The 26961-nt window shown below is 38.4% G+C and carries 33 protein-coding genes; 4 read left to right on the top strand and 29 right to left on the bottom strand.

Features of this window, described 5'->3' with window-relative positions; genetic code table 11:
* Positions 1 to 74: 74 nt before the first annotated feature.
* From tet to ACUYLD_RS08610, 3 genes are all read right to left on the bottom strand, one after another.
* Positions 75 to 1451: a Tet(L)/Tet(K)/Tet(45) family tetracycline efflux MFS transporter gene (gene tet / locus ACUYLD_RS08620; protein ID WP_446674806.1), complete on the bottom strand. Its 1377-nt coding sequence runs from the start codon at positions 1449 to 1451 to the stop codon at positions 75 to 77.
* A gap of 223 nt (positions 1452 to 1674) precedes the next feature.
* Positions 1675 to 1950 carry a hypothetical protein gene (locus ACUYLD_RS08615; protein ID WP_250268584.1) on the bottom strand — a complete coding sequence of 92 codons (276 nt, stop codon included), beginning with the start codon at positions 1948 to 1950 and terminating at the stop codon, positions 1675 to 1677.
* Between the two features lie 72 nt (positions 1951 to 2022).
* A complete protein-coding gene (locus tag ACUYLD_RS08610) occupies positions 2023 to 2382 on the bottom strand; it encodes a helix-turn-helix domain-containing protein (protein WP_250268585.1) in 360 nt (119 codons plus the stop codon).
* 223 nt (positions 2383 to 2605) lie between these two features.
* On the opposite strand from ACUYLD_RS08610, the gene ACUYLD_RS08605 reads away from it, so the two are divergent.
* Entirely contained in the window at positions 2606 to 3076 is a 471-nt protein-coding gene (locus tag ACUYLD_RS08605) for a hypothetical protein (protein WP_250268586.1), read from the top strand.
* Positions 3077 to 3109: 33 nt separating this feature from the next.
* Here the strand turns inward: ACUYLD_RS08605 and ACUYLD_RS08600 are convergent, their stop codons facing one another.
* Entirely contained in the window at positions 3110 to 3442 is a 333-nt protein-coding gene (locus tag ACUYLD_RS08600; protein ID WP_254349659.1) for a YolD-like family protein, read from the bottom strand.
* A gap of 161 nt (positions 3443 to 3603) precedes the next feature.
* Between ACUYLD_RS08600 and ACUYLD_RS08595 the strand changes: the two genes are divergently transcribed.
* Positions 3604 to 4494 (top strand): hypothetical protein, encoded by an 891-nt coding sequence (locus ACUYLD_RS08595; RefSeq protein WP_446674805.1) that lies wholly within the window; start codon positions 3604 to 3606, stop codon positions 4492 to 4494.
* 215 nt (positions 4495 to 4709) lie between these two features.
* Here the strand turns inward: ACUYLD_RS08595 and ACUYLD_RS08590 are convergent, their stop codons facing one another.
* The 20 genes from ACUYLD_RS08590 to ACUYLD_RS08495 form a co-directional block, all read right to left on the bottom strand.
* The gene (locus ACUYLD_RS08590; protein WP_223822117.1) at positions 4710 to 4793 is read right to left on the bottom strand and encodes a putative holin-like toxin; all 84 of its coding nucleotides are present in this window, start codon (positions 4791 to 4793) and stop codon (positions 4710 to 4712) included.
* Positions 4794 to 5159: 366 nt separating this feature from the next.
* On the bottom strand, positions 5160 to 5543 hold the full coding sequence (locus ACUYLD_RS08585) for a hypothetical protein (protein ID WP_254349660.1): 384 nt from the start codon (positions 5541 to 5543) through the stop codon (positions 5160 to 5162).
* 14 nt (positions 5544 to 5557) lie between these two features.
* On the bottom strand, positions 5558 to 6700 hold the full coding sequence (locus ACUYLD_RS08580) for a hypothetical protein (protein ID WP_440722663.1): 1143 nt from the start codon (positions 6698 to 6700) through the stop codon (positions 5558 to 5560).
* Positions 6701 to 6967: 267 nt separating this feature from the next.
* A complete protein-coding gene (locus ACUYLD_RS08575) occupies positions 6968 to 7465 on the bottom strand; it encodes a PLAT/LH2 domain-containing protein (RefSeq protein ID WP_322160066.1) in 498 nt (165 codons plus the stop codon).
* 168 nt (positions 7466 to 7633) lie between these two features.
* Positions 7634 to 7867, bottom strand: a complete 234-nt coding sequence (locus ACUYLD_RS08570) for a hypothetical protein (protein WP_446674804.1) — start codon at positions 7865 to 7867, stop codon at positions 7634 to 7636.
* A gap of 93 nt (positions 7868 to 7960) precedes the next feature.
* Positions 7961 to 9004 (bottom strand): fibronectin type III domain-containing protein, encoded by a 1044-nt coding sequence (locus ACUYLD_RS08565; RefSeq protein WP_446674803.1) that lies wholly within the window; start codon positions 9002 to 9004, stop codon positions 7961 to 7963.
* 64 nt (positions 9005 to 9068) lie between these two features.
* Positions 9069 to 10076, bottom strand: coding sequence for a hypothetical protein (locus ACUYLD_RS08560; RefSeq protein ID WP_446674802.1), 1008 nt, complete (start codon positions 10074 to 10076; stop codon positions 9069 to 9071).
* Positions 10077 to 10244: 168 nt separating this feature from the next.
* Positions 10245 to 10670 (bottom strand): NucA/NucB deoxyribonuclease domain-containing protein, encoded by a 426-nt coding sequence (locus ACUYLD_RS08555; protein WP_446674801.1) that lies wholly within the window; start codon positions 10668 to 10670, stop codon positions 10245 to 10247.
* Between the two features lie 164 nt (positions 10671 to 10834).
* Positions 10835 to 11128: a DUF2500 family protein gene (locus tag ACUYLD_RS08550; protein ID WP_446674800.1), complete on the bottom strand. Its 294-nt coding sequence runs from the start codon at positions 11126 to 11128 to the stop codon at positions 10835 to 10837.
* An 85-nt stretch (positions 11129 to 11213) separates the two neighbouring features.
* Positions 11214 to 11426, bottom strand: coding sequence for a hypothetical protein (locus ACUYLD_RS08545; RefSeq protein ID WP_446674799.1), 213 nt, complete (start codon positions 11424 to 11426; stop codon positions 11214 to 11216).
* Between the two features lie 97 nt (positions 11427 to 11523).
* Positions 11524 to 11919, bottom strand: coding sequence for a hypothetical protein (locus tag ACUYLD_RS08540; RefSeq protein ID WP_446674798.1), 396 nt, complete (start codon positions 11917 to 11919; stop codon positions 11524 to 11526).
* 13 nt (positions 11920 to 11932) lie between these two features.
* Positions 11933 to 12544, bottom strand: a complete 612-nt coding sequence (locus ACUYLD_RS08535) for a DUF4258 domain-containing protein (protein WP_190296920.1) — start codon at positions 12542 to 12544, stop codon at positions 11933 to 11935.
* 916 nt (positions 12545 to 13460) lie between these two features.
* Positions 13461 to 13892: a hypothetical protein gene (locus ACUYLD_RS08530; protein WP_446674797.1), complete on the bottom strand. Its 432-nt coding sequence runs from the start codon at positions 13890 to 13892 to the stop codon at positions 13461 to 13463.
* Between the two features lie 5 nt (positions 13893 to 13897).
* Positions 13898 to 14779: a DUF6731 family protein gene (locus ACUYLD_RS08525; protein ID WP_446674796.1), complete on the bottom strand. Its 882-nt coding sequence runs from the start codon at positions 14777 to 14779 to the stop codon at positions 13898 to 13900.
* A 161-nt stretch (positions 14780 to 14940) separates the two neighbouring features.
* Positions 14941 to 15492: a phage holin, LLH family gene (locus tag ACUYLD_RS08520; RefSeq protein ID WP_446674795.1), complete on the bottom strand. Its 552-nt coding sequence runs from the start codon at positions 15490 to 15492 to the stop codon at positions 14941 to 14943.
* Between the two features lie 2 nt (positions 15493 to 15494).
* Positions 15495 to 16490 (bottom strand): GH25 family lysozyme, encoded by a 996-nt coding sequence (locus ACUYLD_RS08515; protein WP_446674794.1) that lies wholly within the window; start codon positions 16488 to 16490, stop codon positions 15495 to 15497.
* Entirely contained in the window at positions 16468 to 16971 is a 504-nt protein-coding gene (locus ACUYLD_RS08510) for a phage holin family protein (RefSeq protein ID WP_446674793.1), read from the bottom strand. The genes ACUYLD_RS08515 and ACUYLD_RS08510 overlap by 23 nt, the downstream gene beginning before the upstream one ends.
* The gene (locus ACUYLD_RS08505; RefSeq protein WP_446674792.1) at positions 16946 to 17167 is read right to left on the bottom strand and encodes a hypothetical protein; all 222 of its coding nucleotides are present in this window, start codon (positions 17165 to 17167) and stop codon (positions 16946 to 16948) included. The genes ACUYLD_RS08510 and ACUYLD_RS08505 overlap by 26 nt, the downstream gene beginning before the upstream one ends.
* A 57-nt stretch (positions 17168 to 17224) precedes the next feature.
* Positions 17225 to 17578 (bottom strand): hypothetical protein, encoded by a 354-nt coding sequence (locus tag ACUYLD_RS08500; RefSeq protein ID WP_446674791.1) that lies wholly within the window; start codon positions 17576 to 17578, stop codon positions 17225 to 17227.
* A gap of 44 nt (positions 17579 to 17622) precedes the next feature.
* Complete coding sequence (locus tag ACUYLD_RS08495) at positions 17623 to 18411, bottom strand: hypothetical protein (protein ID WP_446674790.1); 789 nt, start codon at positions 18409 to 18411, stop codon at positions 17623 to 17625.
* A 492-nt stretch (positions 18412 to 18903) separates the two neighbouring features.
* On the opposite strand from ACUYLD_RS08495, the gene abc-f reads away from it, so the two are divergent.
* Positions 18904 to 20406 (top strand): ribosomal protection-like ABC-F family protein, encoded by a 1503-nt coding sequence (abc-f, locus tag ACUYLD_RS08490; protein WP_446674926.1) that lies wholly within the window; start codon positions 18904 to 18906, stop codon positions 20404 to 20406.
* A gap of 350 nt (positions 20407 to 20756) precedes the next feature.
* Here abc-f and ACUYLD_RS08485 read toward each other — a convergent pair whose 3' ends face one another.
* The 3 genes from ACUYLD_RS08485 to ACUYLD_RS08475 form a co-directional block, all read right to left on the bottom strand.
* A complete protein-coding gene (locus ACUYLD_RS08485; RefSeq protein WP_446674789.1) occupies positions 20757 to 21143 on the bottom strand; it encodes a YjcQ family protein in 387 nt (128 codons plus the stop codon).
* A 1075-nt stretch (positions 21144 to 22218) separates the two neighbouring features.
* The gene (locus ACUYLD_RS08480) at positions 22219 to 22863 is read right to left on the bottom strand and encodes a BRO-N domain-containing protein (RefSeq protein WP_069289703.1); all 645 of its coding nucleotides are present in this window, start codon (positions 22861 to 22863) and stop codon (positions 22219 to 22221) included.
* 198 nt (positions 22864 to 23061) lie between these two features.
* The gene (locus ACUYLD_RS08475) at positions 23062 to 23268 is read right to left on the bottom strand and encodes a helix-turn-helix transcriptional regulator (RefSeq protein ID WP_069289704.1); all 207 of its coding nucleotides are present in this window, start codon (positions 23266 to 23268) and stop codon (positions 23062 to 23064) included.
* Between the two features lie 98 nt (positions 23269 to 23366).
* Between ACUYLD_RS08475 and ACUYLD_RS08470 the strand changes: the two genes are divergently transcribed.
* On the top strand, positions 23367 to 23933 hold the full coding sequence (locus tag ACUYLD_RS08470) for a helix-turn-helix domain-containing protein (protein WP_446674788.1): 567 nt from the start codon (positions 23367 to 23369) through the stop codon (positions 23931 to 23933).
* A 216-nt stretch (positions 23934 to 24149) separates the two neighbouring features.
* On the opposite strand, the gene ACUYLD_RS08465 is transcribed toward ACUYLD_RS08470, so the two are convergent.
* Together ACUYLD_RS08465 and ACUYLD_RS08460 are read right to left on the bottom strand one after the other, a co-directional pair.
* Positions 24150 to 24746, bottom strand: a complete 597-nt coding sequence (locus tag ACUYLD_RS08465; RefSeq protein ID WP_446674787.1) for a 2,' 3'-cyclic nucleotide 2'-phosphodiesterase — start codon at positions 24744 to 24746, stop codon at positions 24150 to 24152.
* Between the two features lie 64 nt (positions 24747 to 24810).
* Positions 24811 to 26952 (bottom strand): phage tail spike protein, encoded by a 2142-nt coding sequence (locus ACUYLD_RS08460; protein ID WP_446674786.1) that lies wholly within the window; start codon positions 26950 to 26952, stop codon positions 24811 to 24813.
* Between the last annotated feature and the right edge of the window lie 9 nt (positions 26953 to 26961).

Raw genomic sequence — 26961 nt, 5'->3', positions numbered from 1 at the left:
TTTATTTAGAGTATCCACTTACTTCAAACGTGAGGATGCGATCATTTTCAGCATGTAATCCTTTTCTGCTCTTATCAGGAATCTGAAACTGAACGTCTATATACAATAACAGTTAAAATCCCGCTAATTATAATGACCACTGTAAAAATCAATAACATATTGCTATATAAATAAGCAGCTGGAAAATTAAAGATTGGTATAAATTTTTGATGAATAAAACGTATTGACAATAAGCCTCCTACAACTGAAATCCCTGTTCCTTCTGATAAAAAGCTTATAAAATTAAGCAAGCTCATTCCTGCGCCAGCTTCTTCTTGTCTTAAACTACTTGAAACAATAGTGGATATTACTGTTTTAATAAAAGAAAGACCACCGAAAACAAAGACTATAATAATAGACATCAGCCAAGGTGTCATTTCAATAAAGAAAGCTGCTATCAAAAAGCTGACGGCAAGAAATGCAACGCCGACTGCTAGCACATGTAAGGAACCTTTCTTATCAACAAGTGCTCCTCCAAGGAAACCAAAGAAAATAACACTCATCGTTCCAGGAAAAATAATTCCACTGCCAATCATTGCGGTACTTAAGTGATGAACGTCTTTCATCATATAAGGGACCATAGAAACAAATCCAGCTACGGTACCAAACATAAGTCCGCCACAAAGGATTCCTATCATAAATGCAGTATTTTTCCCCAATGAAGGATCAACAAAAGGATTGGTTACTTGTCTGATATGCTTTAAAAAGATCAAGAAAAAAAGAATACTTATCACCAGAAAAGAAATTCTGTAAGACGTTGTATACAACATAAACATTACAATGCCTAGAGATATAAGCACGATTCCTGCAATGTCAAGTGAACCCTTTGATATGACTTCCTTTTTCAATAATTTTATCAGGAAGGGAACAGTGACAAACGTTAGAACAGGAAGAAGCAGTAAATGAGACCAATGAATATAATGAGCAATCATCCCACCAATAGCCGGTCCTATCCCTTCACCCATTGCTACGATAGACCCGATGAGGCCATATGCCTTGCCCCTGTTTTCTTTTGGGATATAGCGAGCAACTACGACCATCACAAGTGAAGGAAATGCAGCTGCACCAATCCCTTGTATAAATCGCCCCAAGATAAGTGTTGGATAAAAAGTATGTCCCATAAATCCAATTAATGATCCTATGCAATTTACTATGATTCCAAACAGAAGCAACCTTTTAATACCTAACTGATCAGATAGCTTTCCGTATACAGCGGTTCCTATAGAAAAACTTAGCATAAAGGCAATATTTACCCAATTTGTAACGGCTGGTGTTTTATTGAATTCATCAGCAATATCAGGTAAAGAGATATTAAGAACCATTTCATTTAACACACTAAAAAACGAAAGAACACAAAGCCACATTAAAATTTGGTTATGGCGTAAAACAGACTGTGAATAAGGGGTTTTCACTTTTGACCCTCCAGAAATGAGGGTTAACGTAGTTTATAGGGTCAAAAATATAACATTCGGATACGTTCAGTTTTCCGCAGTATAATAGGAAGGAAAAAATTTTATTCCGATATCTTAGGGTCTGTTATGGTTCAAATATGGTCAAAATATGGTCAAAAGCCACATGTTCTTTCTTGTCTTGGTCCTGGGGAATTCCAGGGCCTTTTTGCTCTAACTTCAGTTCTTAATCTTCATCAAATTCAAAATGATGATATTTGATTTTATTTACTACATACTCGACAGTTCTTAAAATGTATTGACCTTCTGCATAACATAAAAGTTCCCAGCCATCAATTGATAACTCATCTAAAACATATAGAAGATCCAATTCTCCGTATTCCTGTATAACATCCTCAGACTTAAATCTCCAACACTCTTCAGGATGTTTGATTTTTTCCAGTATACCATGGCGTTTGAGTTTGACTTTCTCAATTTCAATCTTTTTCATTCCTGCTTCCACATGTATCCCTCCAGATCAATACTTTGTTTGAACAAAATATTCTTAGTACGGCACAAAAAGCGGCTGTATAATCTATTCTTTACTATAACTATCTCTTTGTTCTTGTTTACGTTTTTCAATCCAATCTAAAAAGTCGCTTTTCATGACTCTTCTGCTGTTACCCACTGAAAAATTAGGAATACCACCGTAGTCCTCATTTATTTTTAATAACTCATATACAGTACGTCTGGAGATGCTCATATATTTAGCAATATCATTAGATGTAAGTACGTCTGAAAGCGTTTTTAATGTCTTCCTTTCTTTACCTACAGTCGATATATCGTATTCGCTATCGCTTAATATCCTTTCGTTGTAACGTACTTCAACTTCTCCATCTATGTATTGATTAATGTCCTTCAGTAATTTTTCAAGAAAGTCCTGTTTACTCCTCATTCTGTCCCTCCTTTTTAGAAGATATATTCTCAATAAATGTACCATTACGCATTGCCCTCAAAATCGCCTTTGCGCAAAGTTCATGGATATAATCCTGTGTCTCCTGAGGAAATTGATTAATATGCATTCTACATACCGCCTTTTTTATTTTGTGATTATAGAAAAATATCCCAAGGTCTGATAGACTGGGTCGTGAATATAGTCATCTATCTGGAGGTTATTTATGGTTTTATTATCAATAATGTGTTTCCTCCTCTTTCTTTTTTTAATTGTCTTATCTATAGTGCATGTATTTAAAAAAACGGGGAAAGCAAAATGGATGTTTCTATCATCTATCGGATCGTTTGTTATATGTATTGCACTTGTTGTAGGCAATGCCTTGGCATTAGTGTCATCCCCGCCAGATGCAACTCAACAAAACGGCCAACTTGAGCCTGAAAAAAAAGAAATTGTCGAAAACCCATTAACGATTAACTTAAGTGAGTTCAACCGTCTGGAAATGGGTATGTCATACGATCAGGCGACTGACATTATTGGCGGTTATGGAGAGGTGCTCTCTGAAGGGGAAGCGGAAGGTACACCATTACATACAATTATTTATCAGTACGAAGGAGAAGGTTCCCTTGGAGCAAATGCAAACTTGATGTTTCAAGGTGACAAGCTCACAAACAAAGCGCAATATGGTCTGAAATGATTAAACGCCCTGGAGAAATTCAGGGCGTTTGTTTTAGCCTGCCGATATAATATCCTCCAGCTTAATCCAACTAAAATCATCTTCCTCATGAGACAGCTTCACTTCGCGTCTAGCGGTGTTGATTACTTTTATCACACCAGTCATAACCTCGTCATCAAACGGGCTAAATACGGTCACTGTCACGATCGTACGTGTATTGTAAGACTCTATTAAAGCCTGCTCAATCAACTGTACCTCTTGATCGTCCAGCTCGGGTTTACCGCGCCGCTGACGGTCTTTCATTAAACGTAAGTATCCTTCTTTATGCTCTGGCAAGATAATCCGCGAACTCTCCCATAAACCATTTCCCTCAAGTTTCTTTCCCATGTATGTAGCCTCCTGATGTAATATGTTCAAATTATATCCCGAACATATGTTCCTTACAAGGGCTTTTGTTTTCTACTTCTAAGACTTTTGTGCTAGAAAATTATTCCTAGGTCATATATACTAATTTTACTATAATATTACCAATAGATAGGGGTTATGTAATGACTGCAATTGCTGTGATTGCTTTGCTGGCTTTTTTTGTGTTTTTTGTTTTGTGGGCTATAGCTTTAATAAAAAAGAACGGCAAGGCTAAGAAAATGTTTCTCTTTGGTTTAGCTGCTTTCCTAGTATTTATTATTGGAATATCAGTCGCTGATACTCAGAAACCAACCGAAACTAATTCCAAACCGGTAGCTACCACGCCTGTTAAAGAGAACAAAGTTACTACTGAACCAGTTCAAAAGGAACAGACTGATGCTAAAAAAACATTGATAGACACATCGCTTCCTTTTGATAAGTTTTCATCTGCTCTCTTTGCATTGCCAGTATCCAAGCAAGGGGAAACATTCGACAGTGTAAGAAATCAAGTTGTTTCATGGTCAGGTGTTGTTATTGAAGCTGGATCAAGCAGCCTTTATGTCTATGGTAAACCAGCAGATTACAACGGTGAACTATGGTCAGATATTAGCGCTGAAAAGAAAAAACTCGGGGATGTTATTGTTGTAAAAGTTTCAGATCGTTCAGAATTAAATGGTCTTAATCCGGGGGATATAGTTACCTTTAAGGGTGAACTTGGTTCCCGTGGTGTTAAGGGAGAAGCCAATTGGAAACTATATAACGGAAAAATAGAGGGTCGGACAGTAGCAGAATCGCCAAACCTCGGAACCATTACCAAAGCTAAATATAACAAGATTAAAAATGGAATGACTTATGAGGAAGTTGCGAAAATTATCGGTGGTCCCGGTGAGGCTCTTTCAGAGGTTGGTGAAAAAGGAGACGAATTTTATACTGTAATGTATTCGTATAAAGGTGAAGTCGGACCTGGTGCAAATGCCGTTTTCACATTCCAAGGCAACAAACTACAAGCAAAAGCACAATTTGGTCTCGAATAAAACAGCCCCGGAGCAATCCGGGGTTTTAATATTTCTATAACCATTATGACTATTGTCAACAGAGGTAATTCCATTGCCTGTATAAAATGAATATGATAACATAAGAATAGAAAAAGGGAACGGCTACCACCGCTCCCTTGTACGACTTACCGCTATAAGAGCGGTCAGCAATTGAGGTTTGATCCAGAAATAGACCGTATCCTCGCCAGGGCGGTCTATTTCCGTTTATGGAAAGAAAGTATCAGAATCACCAACGTTGCGAATTGAATCATCAACATCAGCGTGTCTTTAACTTCCATGGCGTCACCTCCCTTCCGGGAGATTAGCCGACCACCCTTTATAGCTGTTTTGTCGCACAATCCAGATTATACCACAAACAAGCCCTAGGTAGGTCCCGAGACTTGTCTAATCAATAGAATTCAATTTTCAACTAGTGTTCCAGACGCTTCATCGTCTAAGATTTTGTAACCACTGTAAGGACAGATATATTTTCCTACCTCTATAAGACCTCTCCTTATTATGTATTTATTTATTGTTCCGTTTGCAAGTATGAGAGTCCTTCATTACTTGTAATTAAAAGAGATACTCAACCTAAAGAGTATGTTAACTTAACCTTTGTGAACTACTTAAAGCTCCCTTGCTACCACATTTGCTCATGATGACTTCTATTTTTCCATTAATTTATTAAATATCTCTCTATCTTTGGAGGTAAAGTCGTTAATCCGTTTCTTTTGCTCGTACGTGTTGGTACTTGAATCCAATTTAATGAAGCCATTTTCACCAACCACATATACGATATTTTTTTTTATCTTATATGACACAATATTATCAACAGCATTTTCCAGTGGATCAGCAAGATGATTATAAAGTATTAAGGGGTCGTGCGGCCCTCCTCTAAAAATTTGAAAAGTCCCGTCACCAAAATATTCTACGGTATCTTTGCCTGATGGATATTTATACTTCGTATTATCTCCAGAACTCACCAGGAAAATTAGAGTAGAAGTTGTAACTAGTATAGCAATCAAGATAATGATGTATCTACGCTTCATCTGCAATTCATACCTCACTTCCAAGCTTTTCTTATATCAGTTACTGTAACATAAGATGTATACTCATTGAGCGTTCCCCATGATTCCATTAAATTTGTTAGATTGGCCGCAGCCCAACCAAGTTTGTTATCCCCAGTAAACATTTGTTTAAAATTATATTCGAAATTATATACATCATAATATATTGCAGTAATTTTCCATTGCCCGTGAACGTAATCTCCATTTATTTTATAATACATGTTGTGAAAAGCATTATATAAATCTCTATTACTTTCTAGCCCCTCAGATCCATTATATGAAAAACTTTTAACTTTATTAGCGTTAGCTTTTTTGACTGCGGCATTAACTATGGCGATGTGCTCTTTAGATTTTTTAACTTGCTGCGCCTCGTATGACCATTCGTTAAAGTTTAAATTTCCTGGTTTGTAATCAAGTGAATGTTTAAGTAAATTGGCTGTGATGTCCCCGTACTTTTTTCGAGCTATAGGAACAGCTACTAATGTAAATGCTTTACGATCAGGATAATGTATTACAGTGTCTGTCGAATCTTTTACCTTCTCTACGCCTCGTACCCAAGTCTTTTCTAGTTCTACCATAGGATTTTCAAACGGAAAAGTAATATTTCCTGCATACACTAACATATTCTTACTATATGCACCTTCCAGTACTTTTTGCGAGACATCAGACTGATCCTTTTCTCTTGTTTCCTTAGGTTCTAACTGAGGACTGTATTGAATTTTTCCCAATTGATCTTCTTTTTGTTTTAGAACAAGTTCAAACTCAAGGATCTCTTTACTGGTATCAATCTGTTCTTGATACTTAACTACATAAGCGTGTGTAAACGTAATATCTCGGATTGTGTTTTCATTTCTAACGATTTGGATATTACATTTGCGATAGTAATCCTCACTATCAGGTTTATATTCTGTATTTGCCCATGTATACAGCATGTTGGAATTATCCGCATTGTCTATAACTGAAGGAAGCGAATGAAGCGGAATTTTGCTTCGAATATGTAGCGAATGAGCCAAGTTTGTAGACTTAGCTGAAAGGTTTATGGAACTATTATTCTTATAAGTAAAGCCAGTGATTTCACCTTTTACAAACTCAATTGGCTCACCACCGGATTTGCGTTCTATTCTTAATGAAATACTCATTAAAATAATCTCCTTTGTTAATTTAATCTGGTTTTGTAGGAAAAATTTATGAAAACTAATTTCCAAATATTAATATATACGAAAAATATTAAATAGTAAACATATTTTCAACGTGGTAAAGGACGACAATTGAGTTTCGTAACCTCGGCAAATTATATGAAGAAGCTAAAACGAAATATAATCCAGCCTAACACAGGCCTGTTAAAAACGATAAAAGCTCTGCCGACCAATTAAGGTTAGCAGAGCTTTTCCCAATTATTTAATCAGTTAATTGGTTTTAGTAAGAGTAATTTCATCGGCCGTACCACCGTCTCCTAACCATCTATTAGGTGCGCCAAAATTAGAAACTGACCCGTCTGGATTACTTACATGAATACTGCTAATTCTCCATCCTGGTTTTTTACCCTGACCGTCTGTCTTTATAGTGATTTTTCTTATGTTACCGATATTGCTACTACTAACTGCTGTTGTATCAGACTCTCCTTTTTCGTATGTTCCGGTAAGAGTATTCTCTCCAGAATTTTCGTTGGGCCCGTATAATATTATACTGAGATAAGAGTCAGTTCCAGCATTGTCCTCATTGCTAGTGGTTATTGTGACATTATAGGTTACATTAGCAAATGGAGTTACAGATTCTGTGTTGTATGTTGTGTCTGTAGGTTGAGCTGGAACAACAGCCTCACCAACTTCTTCTGAAGCAAAAGCCGGAGTCACCATAGAAATTGCGAGAATAGATGTAACAGCAACAGATAATAATTTTTTCAAAATAAATACCTCCAATTAGTTGAATTTATGTAACACGTAAATCGTAACATAAATATTGTATGTAATGGGATTTCAGACAAAAGAACTGCTAACTTTTCAATTTTTGATAAAATTCTACATTATAATTGAACCCTCGTTTCATGATGACAACAAAGGACTCCATACTAGTTATATACCAGTGGAGTCCTTTTTCACATCTACTCTAAATTCAAACTGATTACGGAAGAAATAAGATCCGTTAATCCTAATTGACTCTGGTGTAATCTTCTCCACTACTCCACCGTAATCCACGATATCTATCAGATCCTCTCCCAACGGTTGAACAACATATACTCGTACCTGGCTTAGCGCAGCTGTAAATAGTTCGATATCTGACTTTAAGACTTTATATGTATGGTTCATGCTGATCACCTCAATAATTTATTCGGTGAATGGTGTTGTAATTCCTTCAATAAAAAATCCCCGCCGACCATTAAGGTTAGCGGGGATTTAATTTTATTTAGAGTATTCACTTACTTCAAACGTCAGGATACGATCATACAGCATGTAGTCCTTCCGACTACTGAAGGGACCTTTATTGTTATCGTGTTTATTAATGGCATATGAAGCCGATCCAGAACCCGCCTGTTTGCCTTCGTACCATGCAATAAAGTCATTGATCTCTTTCATGCTTAGGTCGAATTCCTTCTCTAAGCCAGTTGTCATAGTGACCACCAATATTGCACGATCTCCAGTAGTTGGCTCTGGATCAGGTTGACTACCTCCTCCTTGTGGAGTGGCAGAAGCCTCATTTGAGTATTCAGAATCAACGCCATTCACCTTAGCACTCACAACAAAGTAGTATTTCGTTCCGTTGGTCAAACCTGGAATAACGAAGTTACCATACACATCTTTAGTAGCTGTAGCAGTTTCGTTGTATTTGCCTGATTCCGTGCCATATTTAACTGTATAGGTTTCGGTACCCTTAACTTCGTCCCATTTCAAAGTTACTTGACCATCTCCACCTGAGGCCTCAAGTTTAAATGAAGTTGCATTCACCAAAGAACCATCTTCATTAATATCAATTCCGTCAAAACTCAAGAGCCCATCTGCCTGAACTAACTTTATAATTACATCATGATTTATATTGGATAAACCCGTTTTCTCATAGACAAGCGTTTGTCCAGCAGTTCCACTGTTCTCATTAAAATATTCTGTTGTTCCATCAATCGTTATTGCAATTTTTTTGCTTTTATTTGTATAATTATCTGCTAAAATTCGAACTTGCGTACCTTTGAAAGAAAAAGAGAGATATGCACCTACTTCATTAGTATGATGAGAATACCCTTTACTAAGATTACTACCATTACTATATTTACTCCAAGCTCCATGGTATTTGATGAGTTCATCCGAGTCATCATATCGCTTCCATCCGCTTTCAGGAGTATAAAGATTTTTCCCTACTGTAGCTGCATAGGTATTAGCTGTTGAAAAAAAGACAACTGACATTGATATTAATATTAATAACAAACTAATCTTCTTCAAAAGTCTACAATTCAAGATAATTCCTCCAAAACGAATATGTCATATTGTAGGATTTTCGATCAACCTGCCCTACTTATTCTTATTTCGTGTATTCACTTACTTCAAAAGTGAGAATCCGATCAAACAGAATATAATCTTTTCGGTTACTGAACGGTCCTCTATTGTTATCATGTTTATTAATTGCATACGAAGCCTTCCCTACTCCCGCTTCTTTTCCTTCATACCAAGAAATGAAATCACTGACTTCTTTCATGCTTAGATCGAATTCTTTTTCCAATCCTGTTGTCATGGTTACTACCACTATGGCACGATCACCTGGTAAATTTTCATCAGGTTCTGAGGGCTTTGGTTCAGTAGTTGGATTAGGATCAGGAATAAGTACTGCCTTTGGAGTGGCTGAAGCTTCATTTGAAAATGTACTTTCTCCCCCGTCATTAACGGCTGTTACAACGTAATAATAAGTTGTACCGTTCTTAACATTACTATCTATGAAAGAGGTATCTTTAATCATGTCTGCAATGTTCTCATAAGGACCACCAGATTTTACAGACCTTTTTACCGTATAACTTGTAGCATTGGCAACCGAATCAAAACTTAATGTAACTTTTGACTCTCCGCCAACAGCATTTAACTTTTGAGCGGCAGCAGGAACATCACTCCCGGTGAATACATCAAGCTCATTAATTGTTCCAGTTCCACTTAAGACTAAATATCTCGAATTGGGAGAAAGGCCTTGAAAAACAGAACCATTCATTGGATAAGAACTAGTGCCGAATCCTGCGATGTAACCTTTAGCGCTATTATACATATCCCATCTTATTGAACCTGTTGCATCAAAACGATAGGACCTTACCGTGTAACTAGCTCCTAAATCGATAATTAAATACTGTGATTTTAGAGATATCCCTGTTTTATTATTATTATCAGTAGCTAGTAGACTTGACTCCCCTTCTCCCCATAATGTGCTACTTAGGATGGCTTGCTTTCCATTGGCTAATCCACCTGAATAAGCACTGACTGAAGAGAATGGAATGAGTAGTACAAACAATAAAGTAATAGATAAAGTTAAACCGAAAATCTTTTTCATTAAAAATTGCTCCTTTGATTAATATGTTCAAAGAATAACAAAATTCAGAAAGGGGTGTCTAAACATAAACTTGCTAATCTATAAATATAATCTATATATTTGCATATTTATTTTTTAATGGGTATTAAAAAGACTCCATTGGCTGCTAACCAGTAGAGTCTCCCATCCTTATTTCACTATGAATCTTACCTTAGTTCCATCAGCATACTTATCTAACTGATGACTTACCCATGATCCTGCTCCCCGGTTATCACTAGGAGTTATGTATCGAATATCAGCACCTGCACCACCCTCTGCACACATTGCCATCGGCCATTCATCACGGTCATATCCTTTTTTAGTCGGATAGCCCTTGAGTGACTCCTTCCTGTTTTCCTCGGCTCCATCCCGATCAATTGTACATACCGCAGAATGTCCTGCTGCAATGGCATCCCTAATGTGTGCTCCGGTTTCTGGATAGCGTGAGCTTGGGAACTCCAACGTATACCCAGCTACTTGTTGGTTGATTGTTGTCGGTTCAGCATAAACACCTTGTACGGAAAAGATAGCTGCCAACAAAAATACAATTAATCCTTTTGCGATTCCTCTTATCATACATACACCTCCATAGTGTTTAAATCTTCTTTAAACTAATTGGAGAGTCATGTCGAAGTATCGCAAAGCATGTCGCAAAACAAAAAAGACTCGCCAGATACCCAGCAGAGTCTTTTACATCTACTCTAAATTCAAATTTTATACCAATTATCATGTGGAGTCTATTAAACAACCCTTTCTACTCTTAACAGTTTACGTTGTCTTATTACATTGATTGTGTCCCCAACAACAATAACCCCATACTCACTTTCATCGACTTCTATCTCTTCTCTTTCCCTGTTTTCATACTCACAAGTAAAAAAATAATCTTCTGAAGGTGAATCATTCTCTAATCTAACACGTTTATCAAGAACTACTGCCCGACGAATTACTTTAGGTGCTCTTTCGTTGCGCCTAGCTGATATCCAAAGTGAAAAAAATAAAATAAAAAGCACAGCTATAAAACCCATTAAAACCATCAACTAGATCCCCCGCCTTTTTGACAAATCATTGTGTGTATTATATCGGGATAAATCAGGCATTTATTTACATCTGCCTAAAGCACTACTTACTTACTCTAAACTCAAACTGCCCCCTCATATAATATTTTCCTGATATTTTAACTGACTCAGAAGAAAATCTTTCGACTACTCCACCATAGTCTACGATCTCTACTATTTCATCACCTAACGGCTGTACAACATATACTCTTACCTGGCTTAATGCAGCTGCAAATAGTTCTATATCCGACTTTAACACTTTATATGTATGGTTCATGCTGACCACCTCGGTCATTTATTCGATGAATAATGTGGTAATTCCTCCAACGACAAAAATAGACTCGCCAGTTACCTAGCGAGCCTTAATTTTAAGTTTAATGTAATGGAGCCTGATCCCAATCCGCCTGCAAATCGACACCGAACTGTCTTATTGCTTCTTTAGTAGCAAAAAGACAAAAATCTTGTTGAGAACCGTAAAAATTCAGCTTGTATAGGGTGCCGAAGTCAACCTCTTCCCAGTTTAACTCATAAAGATCTTTCTCGAATGATGAATACGATCCATTTAAACTTTTTACGGGGAATTGCGAAGTGGCTTCAATATAATTCTTAACAGTGATATTTGTCCACCCAAAATCCAAATCATATATCTTTTTATCCGATTTGAAGTATTTAAAATTGAGCTGACACCCTTCACGTTCACCCGGGATATGATATTTGAATGTAAATTCAACACATGTCCCCTCTTCATTTTTGTCTTTAAGAATAGCCATTGTTCTCTCCTCTTTATTTAAAATTCCACATAGACTTAAACCAACGTTTTTTCACATTTACTCGATAATTAATAGTGTCCTTACCGTTATCGCTATAAATTGTGATTACATCATTCGCGCTATTATCCAAAATGGCTATTATTTTATTATTAGGGTCATAGACAACACGAGCTCCTGTTTGAATATCAACATATTTTTCAACTGCTCGCATACCGGATGCTTTGCCTTCAAGCAGATTGTCAATCATAAGAGTAGTAATTCCATCTTTAATAGCTTCTTCAATGGCATGTTTAGTTAAGTTTGTTATAACATTTCTTGTTGTGGTTTGAACAGCAACAGAACTACCTCTTTTGAAAAGTTGTTGTATTGTAAACTTAATTATATGACCAATTGATGCTGGTTGAGCTGCAAACGGAGTAATGTGATTTTGATCAAATTCAGATTGAACGCCAGACTGATTTTCCTTGTATTCTTCATACACTTTATCCAATTGTCTGTCATATTCCTCAGTAACTTCTTCAGACTGATGAGTGATTTCTTCAGCTGAAGTTGCAGTCAAACCAAAAATATTAAATAATAAAATAACGGATAAAATTGCGGCAAAATACTTAGCTATTCTCTTCAAGTTAGCACCTCTATGTTTTATTTTTAGCAAGTATGGTTGGCCAACCAATATTTACAATAATAATACAACTTGAATTATTATACAATTATGTTCTTTTTTACACTTGAAATTTTAACATATTTTTGAACTTTATTTATTGAATTTAATTGTAGAACTGCACAAAACACCCGACTAGCTAAGCTAGTCGGGTGTTACCAATGCTTTCGGATTGCACTACGGTGCTTCCGTATGTGTTGTTATCAGTCTAATTGGTTTGGGTGATTCTGTAAATACTATATATAGATTATGCTGATCCCCTTAATTAGCTATTCGGTGTTTGACTTGATAATTCCTTAAACAAAAGGAACTCTAACGACCTATTAAGGCCAGTAGAGTTCTTTTTGCAACTATCTAATCGATTAGATAATTATATTTGTTTATAAGGTGCCATGATCAGCCCCCATTTAGGGAGCCGACCAAAACACCCCTAAAAGTCTAATCTTATTATTTAATTATTTTCTTTAATCCAAACTCAACTAACTTAAGGTATAAATAACTACTGGTTGCACCAAATCTTTTAATCCTACACCAATAAATACAATATAAAGCTGAATGCAGCAATTATTATAAGTATAACTGCTACTCCGCTACTAATTAAAAACAAAGATAATTTATACAAACGTTTGTCCATTGTTTGCTCCTTTTCCAAGCTTATAGGAGCATAGTTTTGGTCGACAATAATAATTATAAAGCAAACTAAGAAAAAATGTCAAAAAGCCCTACCAACCAATTAAGGTTATTAGAGCTTTTACATCAAGTGTTACGGTTAATCATTCTAAAATAGAATTAAAAATTTCAATACACAAAGGTGTTACTGTTATATTTGATGATCATACAGTTAAACAGGAGGAATAAAAAAATAAACACAGACACTTCATCAACCACTCATTTTATCTAAAATTTTCGAAAGAATATTAACTACTCTTATTACTGACACAGCTCCAGCGACACAGAAAAAAATCCAAATAAGAAAAAAAATATATTTAGTATTTCCATTACCATCAATAAACAAGCAAGCAGCAGAAACAATTGCTATGAAAAATGTCCAGCCTATTGCAGATTTCAAGTAATTAATAAGGTGAATATAAAGACCAAAGTCCCTCAATCTCTGGATTACAGTTTCGTTTGTTAGAGTGATCAACAGTGACATTGCAGTAGCTAGAAATCCAGCTGTAATTGCCGAAACGTTAATGGAAGAAGCCAAAATATCTTTGAAATTTAAAAACCTATTAGGTTCAATTCCTAAAAAGCAAACTAGCCCAGTCATTAAAACAGCAATGATGTAATGTATGTTTTTTTCGAGGAACATTCCAATCATTCCTCCTCAAAGTATTGTAATATTATTTCCCTTCTTCTCGTTTCATAAGCTGTGTTTAAAAGATCGTTCATCCAAGTGAATGTCATCCTGTTGTCTCTTTGTACATTCGCCTGGGCTATTTCAACTATTCGGTCTTTAATTAAATCAACAAAGTTATATTTTTCTACATCCCTTTCATCGCCATAAACTCGAAATTTTTCTACATCTTCTACTTCAGCTCCAATAATTTTATTTGCCAAATTAACAATTGCTTGTTTATTAAGCACCTTTCCCTTATTAAGTTTAGTATTATCGAAACCAAACTTAATATCTATATAGTAAGAATCAAACTCATCAATTAGATCAAGCGCTTTAGACGCGCTCACTCCTTTTATTTCCTTTTGAATCTTCCCAGGTGGTCGAACCATTTTCAATTCAAATCTCCTGATATTATCCTTGTGTTTTAGTCTTTGGAGTGCGTTTTCTTGGATTATTGGTTCCATATGGAAAGTAAATTTTCCAATTCTTTCAAAATAATATTTTGCTCCTCCAGCTCCTATACTGTAGCGACTTCTTTGTAAAACAAGGATTTTATGGTCTGGATCATATAGGAATCCAACTTTTTCCCCCAGACCTTGATCCTCTTCAAAATTAATGGGTTCAATATCTCCATTCAACTTCGCTTTTTCAGGCAATGTCTCGTTACTCATGCGGATCTTCATGAATGATCCAAACCATCTGTCAGAACTTCTCATTAAATCATGAACTCGATTGGGGATCTTATATATATTTCTTATTCTTGCTTCTAAGCTTAATTCACTGATTTCATTTAAAACAGAATCTAAGGTTTTGTCCTTTTCTTCATGTGATATCTTAAAAAAATCGAACTTTATTTCCATAATTGATTCTCCATTCCTATATTCAAGGTCAAATTCAACTAAAATATAGTTCTATGATCCCTGATTATGGAACGTTTGGCAATTGGAACAAATGTTCTTTATGGAGAACATATGTTCCCTATACATAATTATATACAATATCTCTATATAAATCTAGTCATTTATTCCATTGCTAAACCCGTTACGGTTGCCCGTTCTGCTGGAGATGTATCTTGCACTGTTACCGACTCCACTTTTGTTGTAACTTCCAAGCCAGTAGCCTGTGTAAGTATCTCTGACACCTTAGCAGCAAGAGAAGATACTGCCTCCTTAGCAGCCGCTTGAGTAACTTCTTCGTTTGGTTGTGATTCTGTAACGATTGCCTTCGTTTTGGAGTTGTACTCCAAATATGCCTTTTCTATCGCGGATCGAATCTCTACAGCTGATACAGTAATGCCCTGTTCTGCCAATCGCAATGTAGTATATTGCAAAGCCTCCTGAAGCTTACGTTCTCCCCCAGTTTCTTTAAATGCTGTTTGAGCAAAAGCAAAGCCCTCCCCAGCAATTTTATGAATCACTTCACGTTGCGCTGCCGTTGTACGCGCTTCTAGCCACACGTTAATCTTAGTTTTGAGTTTGTTCAGACCTCCTAAAACAAACGCTGTAAGCACACCCGCAGCGGCTGTGACGATGGTATTTACGTAAGGTTGTACAGTTTCGATAATTGTTTGCATGATTACTTTTCTCCTTTCGTTTTCAGACCAGCAATTCTATTTTTAGAATCCCATGAAACTTCGGCTCCATAAGATTCTGCAATTGGCCGAAGTTGTACATAAGCTACACCCTCCACAAGCTGCACAGATTGCAATTTGCGATTGTTCAAATATGCGACCTTTTTGGGATTATCCCAGCTTAAAGGGATGCCGAGAGCATTCGCCAGCACGCACAACGGAACGTGAGTCTTACCATCAAACAGCAGAGCTTTACCCACATTCTCTCCGTTGATCTGGAATGATCCATCCGCAACAGTCGCAGACTCTTCTTTGGGGACGGATGTCTTCTTCCTAAACCGTGTCCGAAGCTCATCTGTCGTACCGTCAAATTCATTCAAATCGACTGGACCCGCTATGCCAGCCACCTTACGTGTGCCGGACGGCAATGTGCCACCAGCCGAGCCATCGCTATACTGCCAGAAATCCCAGCGTGACCAACCAGATGCGCCAGGCGGAACCTGTGTGGCGCTGTACCGGGCAATCCACAATGGGTAATCTGATAAGCCGCTGAAATTACCGATGAACGAAGGATATGTGTACACGATTGGTCGTACTCCAGTAAGCCGCTCAACTTCCGCCAGAAATGTCCTGGCTACGGCTGTAAGCGCCGCTTTGCTTAAGCCGGACTTGTTGGACTCATAATCCATTACTGGTGGCAGATCGAAAGACGCGATGCCTCCGGCTGAATTAATGGTGCTCACAAAGTTTGCAGCTTCCTTTCGGGCATCCTCTGGCGTTATGGCAGAGTCATCTACATAGTGGTAAGCTCCAACCAGGACTCCTACAGCTCTAGCAGCCTGCGCATTACCTATGAATGTCTTGTCCCGGTATGACTTCCCTTGACTGGCCTTGATGAAGGCAAACGATAAACCGTCTTCCTTCACTGCCTTCCAATCAATCTTTCCTTGATAACGGGATACGTCAATCCCTTGAGCATTACGGCTGTTTCGTCGTTGCATCCTCTTTCTCTCCCTCCTGATTACCACTTTTACTTTTTAGCACTTCAACCGCCTGCCGGATCACTGGTGGAATTGGCGCTCCAAGCCTGCCGCCGTTCTCAAGAATCGAAAGCAGCTCATTTGCCATATAAAAATAGGCGACCGCATCCCGGAAAAGGTGCGAATCGCCTAAGACGCCATCAATCAGATGGGATACTGCTACCATTGCAAAAATAAATACCTTTCGAGCGATACCGATGAGACCAATCTTGCTTTTTAAACCGGGTCCAGTTCCCTTCTTACCTTCTGCACCAGCCGCAAATAATCCGGTCACGTAATCAATGATGATCAGAGCAAGTAACACCCCCAATACTCCCGACCACCCACCGTAAAAATACGTCACAGCGCTGCTTCCTAAAGCAGTGCTGAACTTAAAAACCTCCCACTTATCCACCTTGCTTCCCCCGTCTCTCCGTTCAGGAAACTTTTCCTGAGCTATCATCGTCTACTATCTGTTCCTTTTCTTCTTGCGCCTGTATCTCTGCTAATGCATTTCCTACTGCTATATCCAAACCTATAAGTATTTCTTTCCGGCGTGCTGGCTGTGAAGCAATTACAGCAGAAATGACCTCAGTTAATTCTTCAACTGGTCTGGTTAGATCCAATTGAATATCCAACGTAGACTTGATCTTTGCCACGGTTTTTTCACCTCCTTCAAGCGCAAAAAAGACACCTCATTAAAAAGTGTCTTGCCGTTATTGTTTTGCTATGGAAATACCTTCTGGCGGGATAACACCGCTATTGAACCAAACTGCATATTCTGAGCCTACAATACAAATAGTGAACTGCGTCTCAGATATATGCTTCGAAAATTTATGTTTTTCGATTTCAAAAGAAAAAGTAGTGGTTCCAAGTTCCAAAGCTATTGCAGCTTCAGCACCATCTCCATCATAAAACTCAGGAACGATTTTTTCATCAACCATTCCCATCAGCGGATCGGCTTGTCCCTCAATTTGAAACTCCAAACTACAGGTCGATCCGAACTGATTGATGATTTCAAACAAGCGCACAAGTTCCTTTGGGTTAGACTCAATCATTTTATCTGACATTAAGATCATCGCCTCTCTTGTGAATTTTATTATCTTGCGTTTTATTATCTTGCGTTTAATTCATACAGTTCCTCAGCAAGCTCTTTCACATCATTCTCATAGAGCTTTGCCGCAATTTCATAAAGCTCTGGAATCTTTCCCATCACTTTGTCGATGTATTCAATTTTATTTTTCAGTTTCGGCTTGTTATTTTCGTTATAACGATCCAACCGAGCAGATAAATTGATGTGATATTTCATCTCGAATTGTTTGTACAGCTCACGCCAGCGTTCTTGATACCTCTTCCCACCTCTACGGACAACTCTATTCAAAATTTGTCGCTTGGCAGCAAGGTCGATATCATCAACTAACCCGACAATGACCGTCTCTTTATATTCAATTTCTTCACGTTGGGATTTGATTACTTCGTTTTGTTGTCGCACAACCACTAAAGTCTGTTTGAACATGGTTCTGGTCTGGTCGTCAGCAAAAGGGAGATATGTTTCAATGAATGCATTTTCGTTCGCTATGTATCCTCCGGTCTTTCTAATAGAAGGTAGTACCTCATCTGCCACCTTAGCTTGAAATGCTTCAGCTACTTCATTTTTTGCCTTCATTGCAAGACGATAGAAAACATTCTCAGGTATATAAGATTCTTTCGCCCACTTGTGGTCGAAACCAAACTCATCCAGGTATTCAAAAATGCGTTCCCACCGGATGCTTTTGTATTCCTTCCCGTTCTTGGTTTCGCACTTAGTAAATCCAAGGCCGCGCACCGTATCTCCTAAATTCAGTTGAGCTGTACCATTTCCATCAATAAATCCTCGCACTCCATGAATCGTAAGTATATCCATTGCTAATCTCACCTTTCTTTGAACGCAAAATAAGCCCCCGAGTTATCAGAGGCTTTCATACTTATATCTTAAATTGGTTCTGCTGCTATAACGCTACGGATTTTAAACCCATATGTTATTAACCTAATACGAACGAGCAGGATAGTTGAATAACAGTAATCAACCTAAGGAGCATGTCGACCTACGAACGAGACTACGCAGGTTGTAGTTAAATTACCATTGTGATAAACTGAATGTAATTTGATGATGGGAGTTGAACGGATACATGTAGGACTTTCTTGCTTCGAGATCACGAAAAGAACGGACTCAGCGATCGGCTGTGATCGTTTTATTTCATCTCTGCAAGAAAGCTCTGCGTTTCGTTTGCGCTCCCTCTCCGGACAGTCATACGGCCCCTTGGAATGGGGCCGTATTTCCTCGTATGGATTAGAGCCGCAAGAAAGCACCTTTCTTGCGGCTCTTTTTTTATTTCCAAACGAAAGGATGATTGCCATGCCCGCCATTCAGGTGACCAATCTTACTTTTGCCTATCCAGGCAGCTATGACCCCATATTCGAAAATGTTCATTTTCAAATTGATACAGACTGGAAGTTGGGCTTTACGGGGAGAAACGGTCGGGGGAAAACGACGTTCTTAAACCTGCTTCAGGGGAAGTACGAATACAGCGGTACGATCTCCACACCAGTCGCCTTTGATTATTTTCCGTTTCCCGTCGAACATCCTGAGTATTTGACCTTAGACGTCGTCGAAGAGATCGTGCCAAACTATGAGAACTGGAAGTTGATGCGCGAACTGAACCTGCTTAAGGTTTCAGAAGACGTGTTGTACCGGCCATTCGAATCGCTGTCCCAAGGAGAACAGACGAAGGTATTGCTGGCCGTGCTATTCATCCAAGACAATCGATTTCTGCTCATCGACGAGCCGACCAATCATCTCGACTTGCACGCACGCAAGCTTGTCGCCGATTATCTGAATACGAAGCGCGGTTTTATTCTTGTTTCACACGACCGGGCTTTTCTCGACCGCTGCGTGGATCATATTCTATCGATCAACAAAACGAATATTGAAATCCAAAAAGGCAACTTCTCCAGCTGGTGGACGAACAAAACTCGCCAGGACACGTTCGAAATGGCACAAAACGAAAAGCTGTACAAAGACATACAGCGTTTATCTGCTTCTGCTAAACGTACTAGCGGCTGGTCTTTCGAGACCGAAAAATCGAAAAACGGCACACGAAATTCCGGTTCCAAGCTTGACAAGGGTTACGTCGGGCATAAGGCAGCGAAAATGATGAAACGCTCGAAATCCATCGAACAGCGGCAACACGCCGCTTTAGAGGAAAAATCGAAGCTACTCCGAAATATCGAACAGTCAGAAAGCCTTGCGATCTCTCAGCTCGTGTATCCCAAATCGGAATTGGCGATGTTGGATCACGTCACGATTTACTACGGGGAAAGAGCGGTTTGCAAGAACATTAGTCTGACGATCGAACCAGGAGATCGGATTGCAATTTCAGGTCCAAATGGTTCAGGCAAGTCTAGCTTGCTCCGCCTGCTCAACGATGAGGCGCTACACTATACAGGAACGTTTCAGCGGGAGCCGCAGCTTCGCGTTTCCTATGTATCCCAGAATACTTCTCATCTGCGAGGAACGCTTTCCGATTATGCAGCAGAGCACAGAATTGACGAAAGCTTATTTAAGGCCGTGTTGCATAAGCTAGATTTCGCCCGCATCCAGTTTGAGAAGGATATATCGGCGTTTAGCGGCGGTCAGAAGAAGAAGGTTCTAATCGCGAGAAGCCTATGTGAGGAGGCTCATCTGCATATTTGGGACGAACCGCTCAACTTTGTCGACGTGATTTCCCGGATGCAAATTGAGGAGCTGCTGCTTGAGTACACGCCGACCATTGTATTCGTGGAGCATGATCGGGAATTTCATGACTGTGTCGCCACGAAAACGGTTGAACTCGGTGAGGATTATAATTTTACAAAGTGACTTGGAGTAAGACATGATTCCAACGGCAGAAAGTTCTGCACAACTCTTTTATGAAAAGGGAAGAGATTGAACTATAGGGACACGATAGTTCAATAGAACATCGGCAGTCTAGGATTTTATTTTCTCGGCCTTGGCTGCCGTTGTTTCTATTATTGAGTGCAGTCTAATACTATTTCACGAATTCTAAGGGATTTATAATTCTTCTATAGCAGTTTTTGTTTCCATAAAATCATTCTACCTTTATAAAAGAGTTAAAAAACCTCTCCGAACGTAGAGAGGTTTTTCTATATCTTTATTGTATTTTGATTATAATGTGAGTGATACTACGGATTTCATACGATGTGATCGTATTATTTTAGCATTTCCGACACTACTCTTGCTCCGAAATCTTTAAACTGATCCCATCCCCATTTCCCCGCTTTCTCCAGTAGGCCCTTTACTTTTTGTTCTCCAGAAAGCGTTTGGTCTAATTGAGCCTTGCTCTCTATGTAATCTATGCCGAATCTGGTCATTTTGCAGTATTTAACGTTAACCATTAAAGGAATATTTCCATTTCCTCCATGTGTAACAGTAGCATCAGTTATAAAGCCTTCATTGACAAGCTTTTCAACTGCAACCTTAAATACATCGTTTTCCAACCCCAAACTACTAAAAGTGACATTCGCCATTTCAGGTATGTCCTTTTGATATTCGGTGTATATTGCAATCAACACCTTTTGTTTAGCATCCACTTCCATGTAATCACCTCCTGACTTATTTATTCTAAGGCAAGAGCAACTTTCCCTTTAATAATCATTCTTTCTTATTCTGTCTAAATGAACATCTCTTTTTATGAGATGATAGTGTCTTGATTCATTATGATAGCGAAGCCAAAGTTTATTCCACCAAGATGCAAGGATTCTCATACGTTGTCACCCTCTCTTATAATAGAAAAAGCCCTCAGTTTAAGAGGGCTTTTTGTGTATCTATATTGTATTCGCTGTTTAATACCTCTACACTACGATTTTAAGTCACGCACTCTATACTAAGTGCGACGTTTGAGCGGTTGCTGGCTACCTGTTTGGAGGAGGCTGATTTCAATCCACGTACTCATATAAAGTACGACCGACTTACTATCAAAGTATACCTTCCATAATTAGCTATTTCAATCCTCACACTCGTATACAATACAACAATTATTAACGAGCATGAAATTCATGCTTCATTATTTAAAACTCATACACTCCGTATAGAGTGACTTCGACGAACCTTGAAATTCACGATTTGCTAGAGTGCAACTTGACCGATACGGATTTTCCGTATTGCTAATAATCCACCATACGCAAATTGAGGATGGTTCAATATCTAACCGTCTTGATGTTCAAGATTAACTTGGCTGAAAATTCAGCCCAGTTCAACTCAATTTTGAGGCGATTAAAAGGACTCCTAAAATTTCAGGAGTCCTGATTTACTGACCCCAAAAATGGGGTGAGTGTGTTTACCTTAGTTCGACAAGACCGTCTAGTGTAGTAATAAATTCCTTGAAGGATACATCATTTAGTTCAGCAAGTTTAACTCAAGATATTGATCAGGTGAAGAATTTAATATAAAGTCCATTATCTCTTCTTCCATTATGTTTGCCTCCAGAAAAATGGGGCATACACCTCTAACAGAATCTAGGCAACAAGATAAATAATTTTGACTATAAATTATACTATTGTATAATTGTCTATGATTAGGTTAGAGGGTATAACCCTTGAATAATGTCACCTTACTCCGGCCAAGAAGACAGGTGACAACTTTGTTGGGAGTCGCTTTGTTAAGCGGCTCTTTTTAATTTGCATGTTTATTTCTCGGGTGATCACCTAGATACTTATCATAGATAGTTCTAGAGACTGCAATGTCTAACTTGAACTTGTCCGACATTGTCATCAGGTTAACAGCATCTTCTAAAACAGCTTGTCTTTCTACAAGCATCTCGGGTGTCATTTGGTCTTTCTTGATCATCTTGGGGTGACCATGCATAGAAGAAATTGCTTTGTTTGCAATGGTATTAGCTTTAATAAAGTCAACTCTTACTGGTTGTCTTAATCCACTGCAAAGTTTACCCATGGCTTCTTTTTGATGATCTTTATCTAACATACGAAAGATTTGGAAACCTTCAAGTCCAGTAGACTGGCGAAGCTGCTTGATTATGTCGAAAACCCAATCTTGGAAAGCCTCAGCTTCTTTACGGCGTGATCTCATAATCATTCGGTAGACTGCTTTTTCAGAGATAATCGCAACTTCTTGCTTTCCCCCGAGGGTGTCGGTTAAAGCTACATCCTTCTGAGTATCAGGCAAGCGACCTACCGCATCACGATTGTTTCTTATGCCGAGTACCCTAGTGACATCCACGGCTACTGCCCACCAATCACCTAGTGTCTTCTCTACAAAACGAATTTCGTGTCCCATCCAATTCTCAATACGAATATTCATATTATTCCTCCATTTTGGTGATACTTAAAATAGTGTACTAGGCTATAGTTAAAGTTAGATTTTTTATTTTTACCGATAGGTTTAGATAACCTTTTATTATAATTATATCCGTTTATCTAAGATGCCTACATTGTTTTTCTTATTTCTTTCCTTCTTGTCTTTTAATCCCGATATGGATTAGTATTAGACTTATAAGGATTAAACTGCTTCGGAAAATAGATCATCTAAAGAGTTCACTTTAAAGATAACTTTCAGCTTCTTTGCCATGCCAACATTAATGTTCTCTGGATTTCTCTCTAGACGCCCATAGTACGCTTGAGATATCCCTAATTCCTTGGCAACATCTTCTTGAGACATGATGTTGGTTAATCTGTAGTATGCTAACTTGTTAATTGGCTTTCTCATTTTCCCACCCCTTTAGTACTTAATGGTCTAAATAAATTCCATTTCAGTCTTAATATATGCTTGTTATAGTCTAATGTCAATACTTGGAGGTATTCATTTTGGAAGTTTTTTCTGCGCGCCTCAAATGGCTAAGAGAATCAAAGGGTTTTAGCCAGCAAGAAATGGCTGATATGCTAGGTCTCTCGCAGTCCTATTACGGAAGATTCGAAAGAAATAAAGGCGAACCCAATCTAGAAACACTCGCAAAGATTTCTTCTATTCTTAAAGAAAGTGTAGATTTCTTACTAGGACTTGAAGAATTGACAATAGAAGCTAAAGAGTTACTTGAGAGATCTTTAGAACTAGCAGAATCAATTAAATCCACTAATGACAGCGTGATAAGAATGTTTGAAAATAACATGTCGGCAGCCATTGAAAGTCTTGCTCCAAGATTACAGAAAGCTCTTCTTAAGAATTACCAGAAGGACTTATCTCTTTACAAAGCAAAATATAAAAAGGCAGCAACTGAATTTGCATTAATGGTAGTTAAAATTCCTTTCTCTAAGTTTTATGGAGAAGGATTAATTGATGATGAAGGTAATATTCTTTATAATCCAGAAATAGATAAAGATAATATTCTTCATGAATCAGAAAAAATAGTAGATGAGTATCTAGAATTAGATTAACTAGTTTCTTGAACTACTTAATTAATTAGTTAGATAGAATAAGAACAAAAAGGACTCCTAAAACTTAGGGAGTCCTTTTTGTTCTTATTCTATTTGAGCGATTTCTAAACAACTACTTTTCTAGTTCAGCTTTTTGCTTTTCATTTCATTCCACGAACTCATGTGGAGTGCGACTTTTAATTTGAGCAATACTGTCTTATTCCTTTTTTTCATGAGTTATTTAAGTGAAGCTATAGCTTTATCTATTTCTTCTAGTTCAGTCTTATATTTAGCTATAGCGCTCTCAATGCTGTCTAATTCCTTCTTTGTTTTAGCCACATTCGATTCTCTAATGGCTAATGTTGAAGAACTTACTGATGTTTTCGACAATTTATCAGCAATTTCAAGTTCATGATTTAGTTTTTCTTTACTGCTTTCAGATTCTGAAATATATTTTTCTAAGTCAGATTTCCTCTGTTCCAACTTCACTATGCTCCAACCCGCATACTGTCCTTCTTTTTTTATCACTCCATCAGTTTCTGACAAAGAAGTTGTTTTTGTATCAGTAGATGAATCTGTACTTATTTGAATTGTTTTCCCGTCCAATTTTAGATTCGCCCCTAATGAGTCGGTTACAGCTCGTAAAGGTACATGTGCCTTTCCGTCTACCACAATGGCATTTTCGGAAAGAGAATTTCCATTTACCTTGACTGAATATTCCCCAGCTACCTTTTCTCCGACTAAAGATTTGATTTGATCAGCAAATGCGCTGCTAGCCGTAGCAACAACCGCGCCGATTAATACACCACTAAGTAAATAAGACCACTTCTTCATGAACCGTGCCTCCTACATAGTATATATGTCCTAATATTACCATTGGTAGGAGGTGCAGTAAACATTATGTTGTCGAACTAGTACCAGCAGGAATTTTAACAGTTGCAACTGTCCTTGTTCGACTAAACAGTTTCAAATTTCTTGATGATGGATCAAATGTAGCGTTCACAATCACATCATTGTACATATCACCTCTCAATGAAGCAGCATCGTTCCTCAATTCTCTAATTGTATCCCCGAGATTTTCAATATTTTCAACTCCAAGCTTAAGCCCGCTTACAGTAGCGTCAGTAAAATTAATCTCATTCTGAAAATAAACCATATCATCAGTAGACTTAATATATACCCCGCCCATATTGCCTACATGAAATCCGTCTGAGTCTCCAAAAATACTCCCTCTCGGCGAACCATTGTCCATAAATAGTAAGGCCGCTCCATTGGCATATTGACCTAAAGAAATAGCCTCGCCGCCAGATGAATTATAAGCGGTCAATCCATTAGAGTTTATTTCAATCCTGCGGCCTTCTTTAGCCGTTCTAAACAAAGCCCCTGTAATAATACCGCCCTCGATCTCATTACCGATTAACTTACTACCACGTATCGTACTTGCAGTAACAGTACTAGCCTTAATATCTGAAGCATTCATTTCTGAGTTATCAATTTGGCCTGTAAGCTTGATTGATCTGGCAACTACATTGCCCTGCATGTCTACCCTGAACGGTGCAATAGTATAGTCGTCATTTCCGGCACTGATTCCGTTGGTATTGATTTTAGTTACGTTATTGCCGCTACCAATAACCAAAGATACAAAGTTACCAAGTTGCCCGACAATCTGCTCGGCTACCACCCCGCGCGCTGTAATAGCCGTTCTTGCCGTTTTACCTCCATCTGTTGTCAGGACAACACCATTTGAAGTGATAATGACCTGGTTCAATGCGTTGGTTTGATCCTGCAAGACGATACCGCGCTGATCGTATTTAATTTCTGTTTTGGAATTGTCAATGTCGATCACGGCCTGCTTTGCAAAAGACTCAAATACTTCCGTCCGGATCTTCCCGTTACTGAACAGATTATTAATAATATTCTTGTTCCGCTCCAGGTCAGAAATGATATCTGCATAGTCGCGTAAATTGACATTGGATATGGTAGGTTCGCTGTGTTTGTCACGGCTATACGGATATTCTGTAAGCTCTGTGATCCTGGCTTTGAGTTTGTTCATATCCATTGCTGGATCAATACACATTACAGCATCACCCAAATGTGGCTCCGGTTCCGAGTTATCAATTTTAAACAAGTCTGCTGTTGATACAGTTACCTCCAGCGTTACATTCTCCTGTTCGGCAAGAGCCTTCCGCGTAGCCTTCAACAAGTCCTCCGCTTCCTCAATGTCCTGCTCTATAATCTCTCCATCATAAAACGGTACGGAATCACTGGCCCAATATTGGGCATAAGGAGAAATTAAATAGTTAACAGCGAGCTTCCCGTTTACGATCGTTCCCGGCACACCGGAAAGCAAACTCCGCTCCTCGTCCGTCAGTTTAGATGCATCCATTCCAATAAAGGTGCGTCCATCCTTCATCTGCGAAAACATGCGGGTTACAAGGGATTCCCCTTTATCCTTGAATGAGCTAGAAACGATATTCTTCTTGAGTCTGTATTGTAGTCCATTATCAGACCCTATCTTTTTTCTCAGATTGATTACAAAATTATCCGGCTCTACTTCACATTCATACATTTGAACGATCTTATTGAGAGCTTCCAAGCACGTCCCACGCCCAAAGTCTTTGACATCATGCAAATCGAATGTGTCATGGATTACAAATTTGAATCTCCCGCCTGTAGCAGTTGTAATCAGGTCTGTAAGCTGGTTGATATGGATACCATAGGCTTCTGCAATGTAAGACGCATACGGAAACTTGTAATCATTGAGCTTGAACATAACGTGATTACAATAAATATTGGCAGTCAGCTTTTTTCCCTCGCGTGATCGGCTACGAGACTGAATGACATAAAATTGACCACGCTCATCTTGAACGTGGCCCTTGATTGCTATTTTCTCACGGTAGTCATCTGAGGTCATTGGAACCATGAAGGTTAATTCATAGTCGCTGTTAATTCTCCTCCTCCGTTGAATATCGTAAGAGTCCACCAGCGTACCAACACGCCGCATGTTTTTATCAAACACTTGCATAGTTGGAGTAGGCATAATCCACCT

The sequence above is a fragment of the Paenibacillus sp. SER-28 genome, from assembly GCF_052906305.1.
The sequence above is the reverse complement of the archived record's forward strand: the minus strand, read 5'-3'. Positions and strand labels throughout refer to the sequence as shown.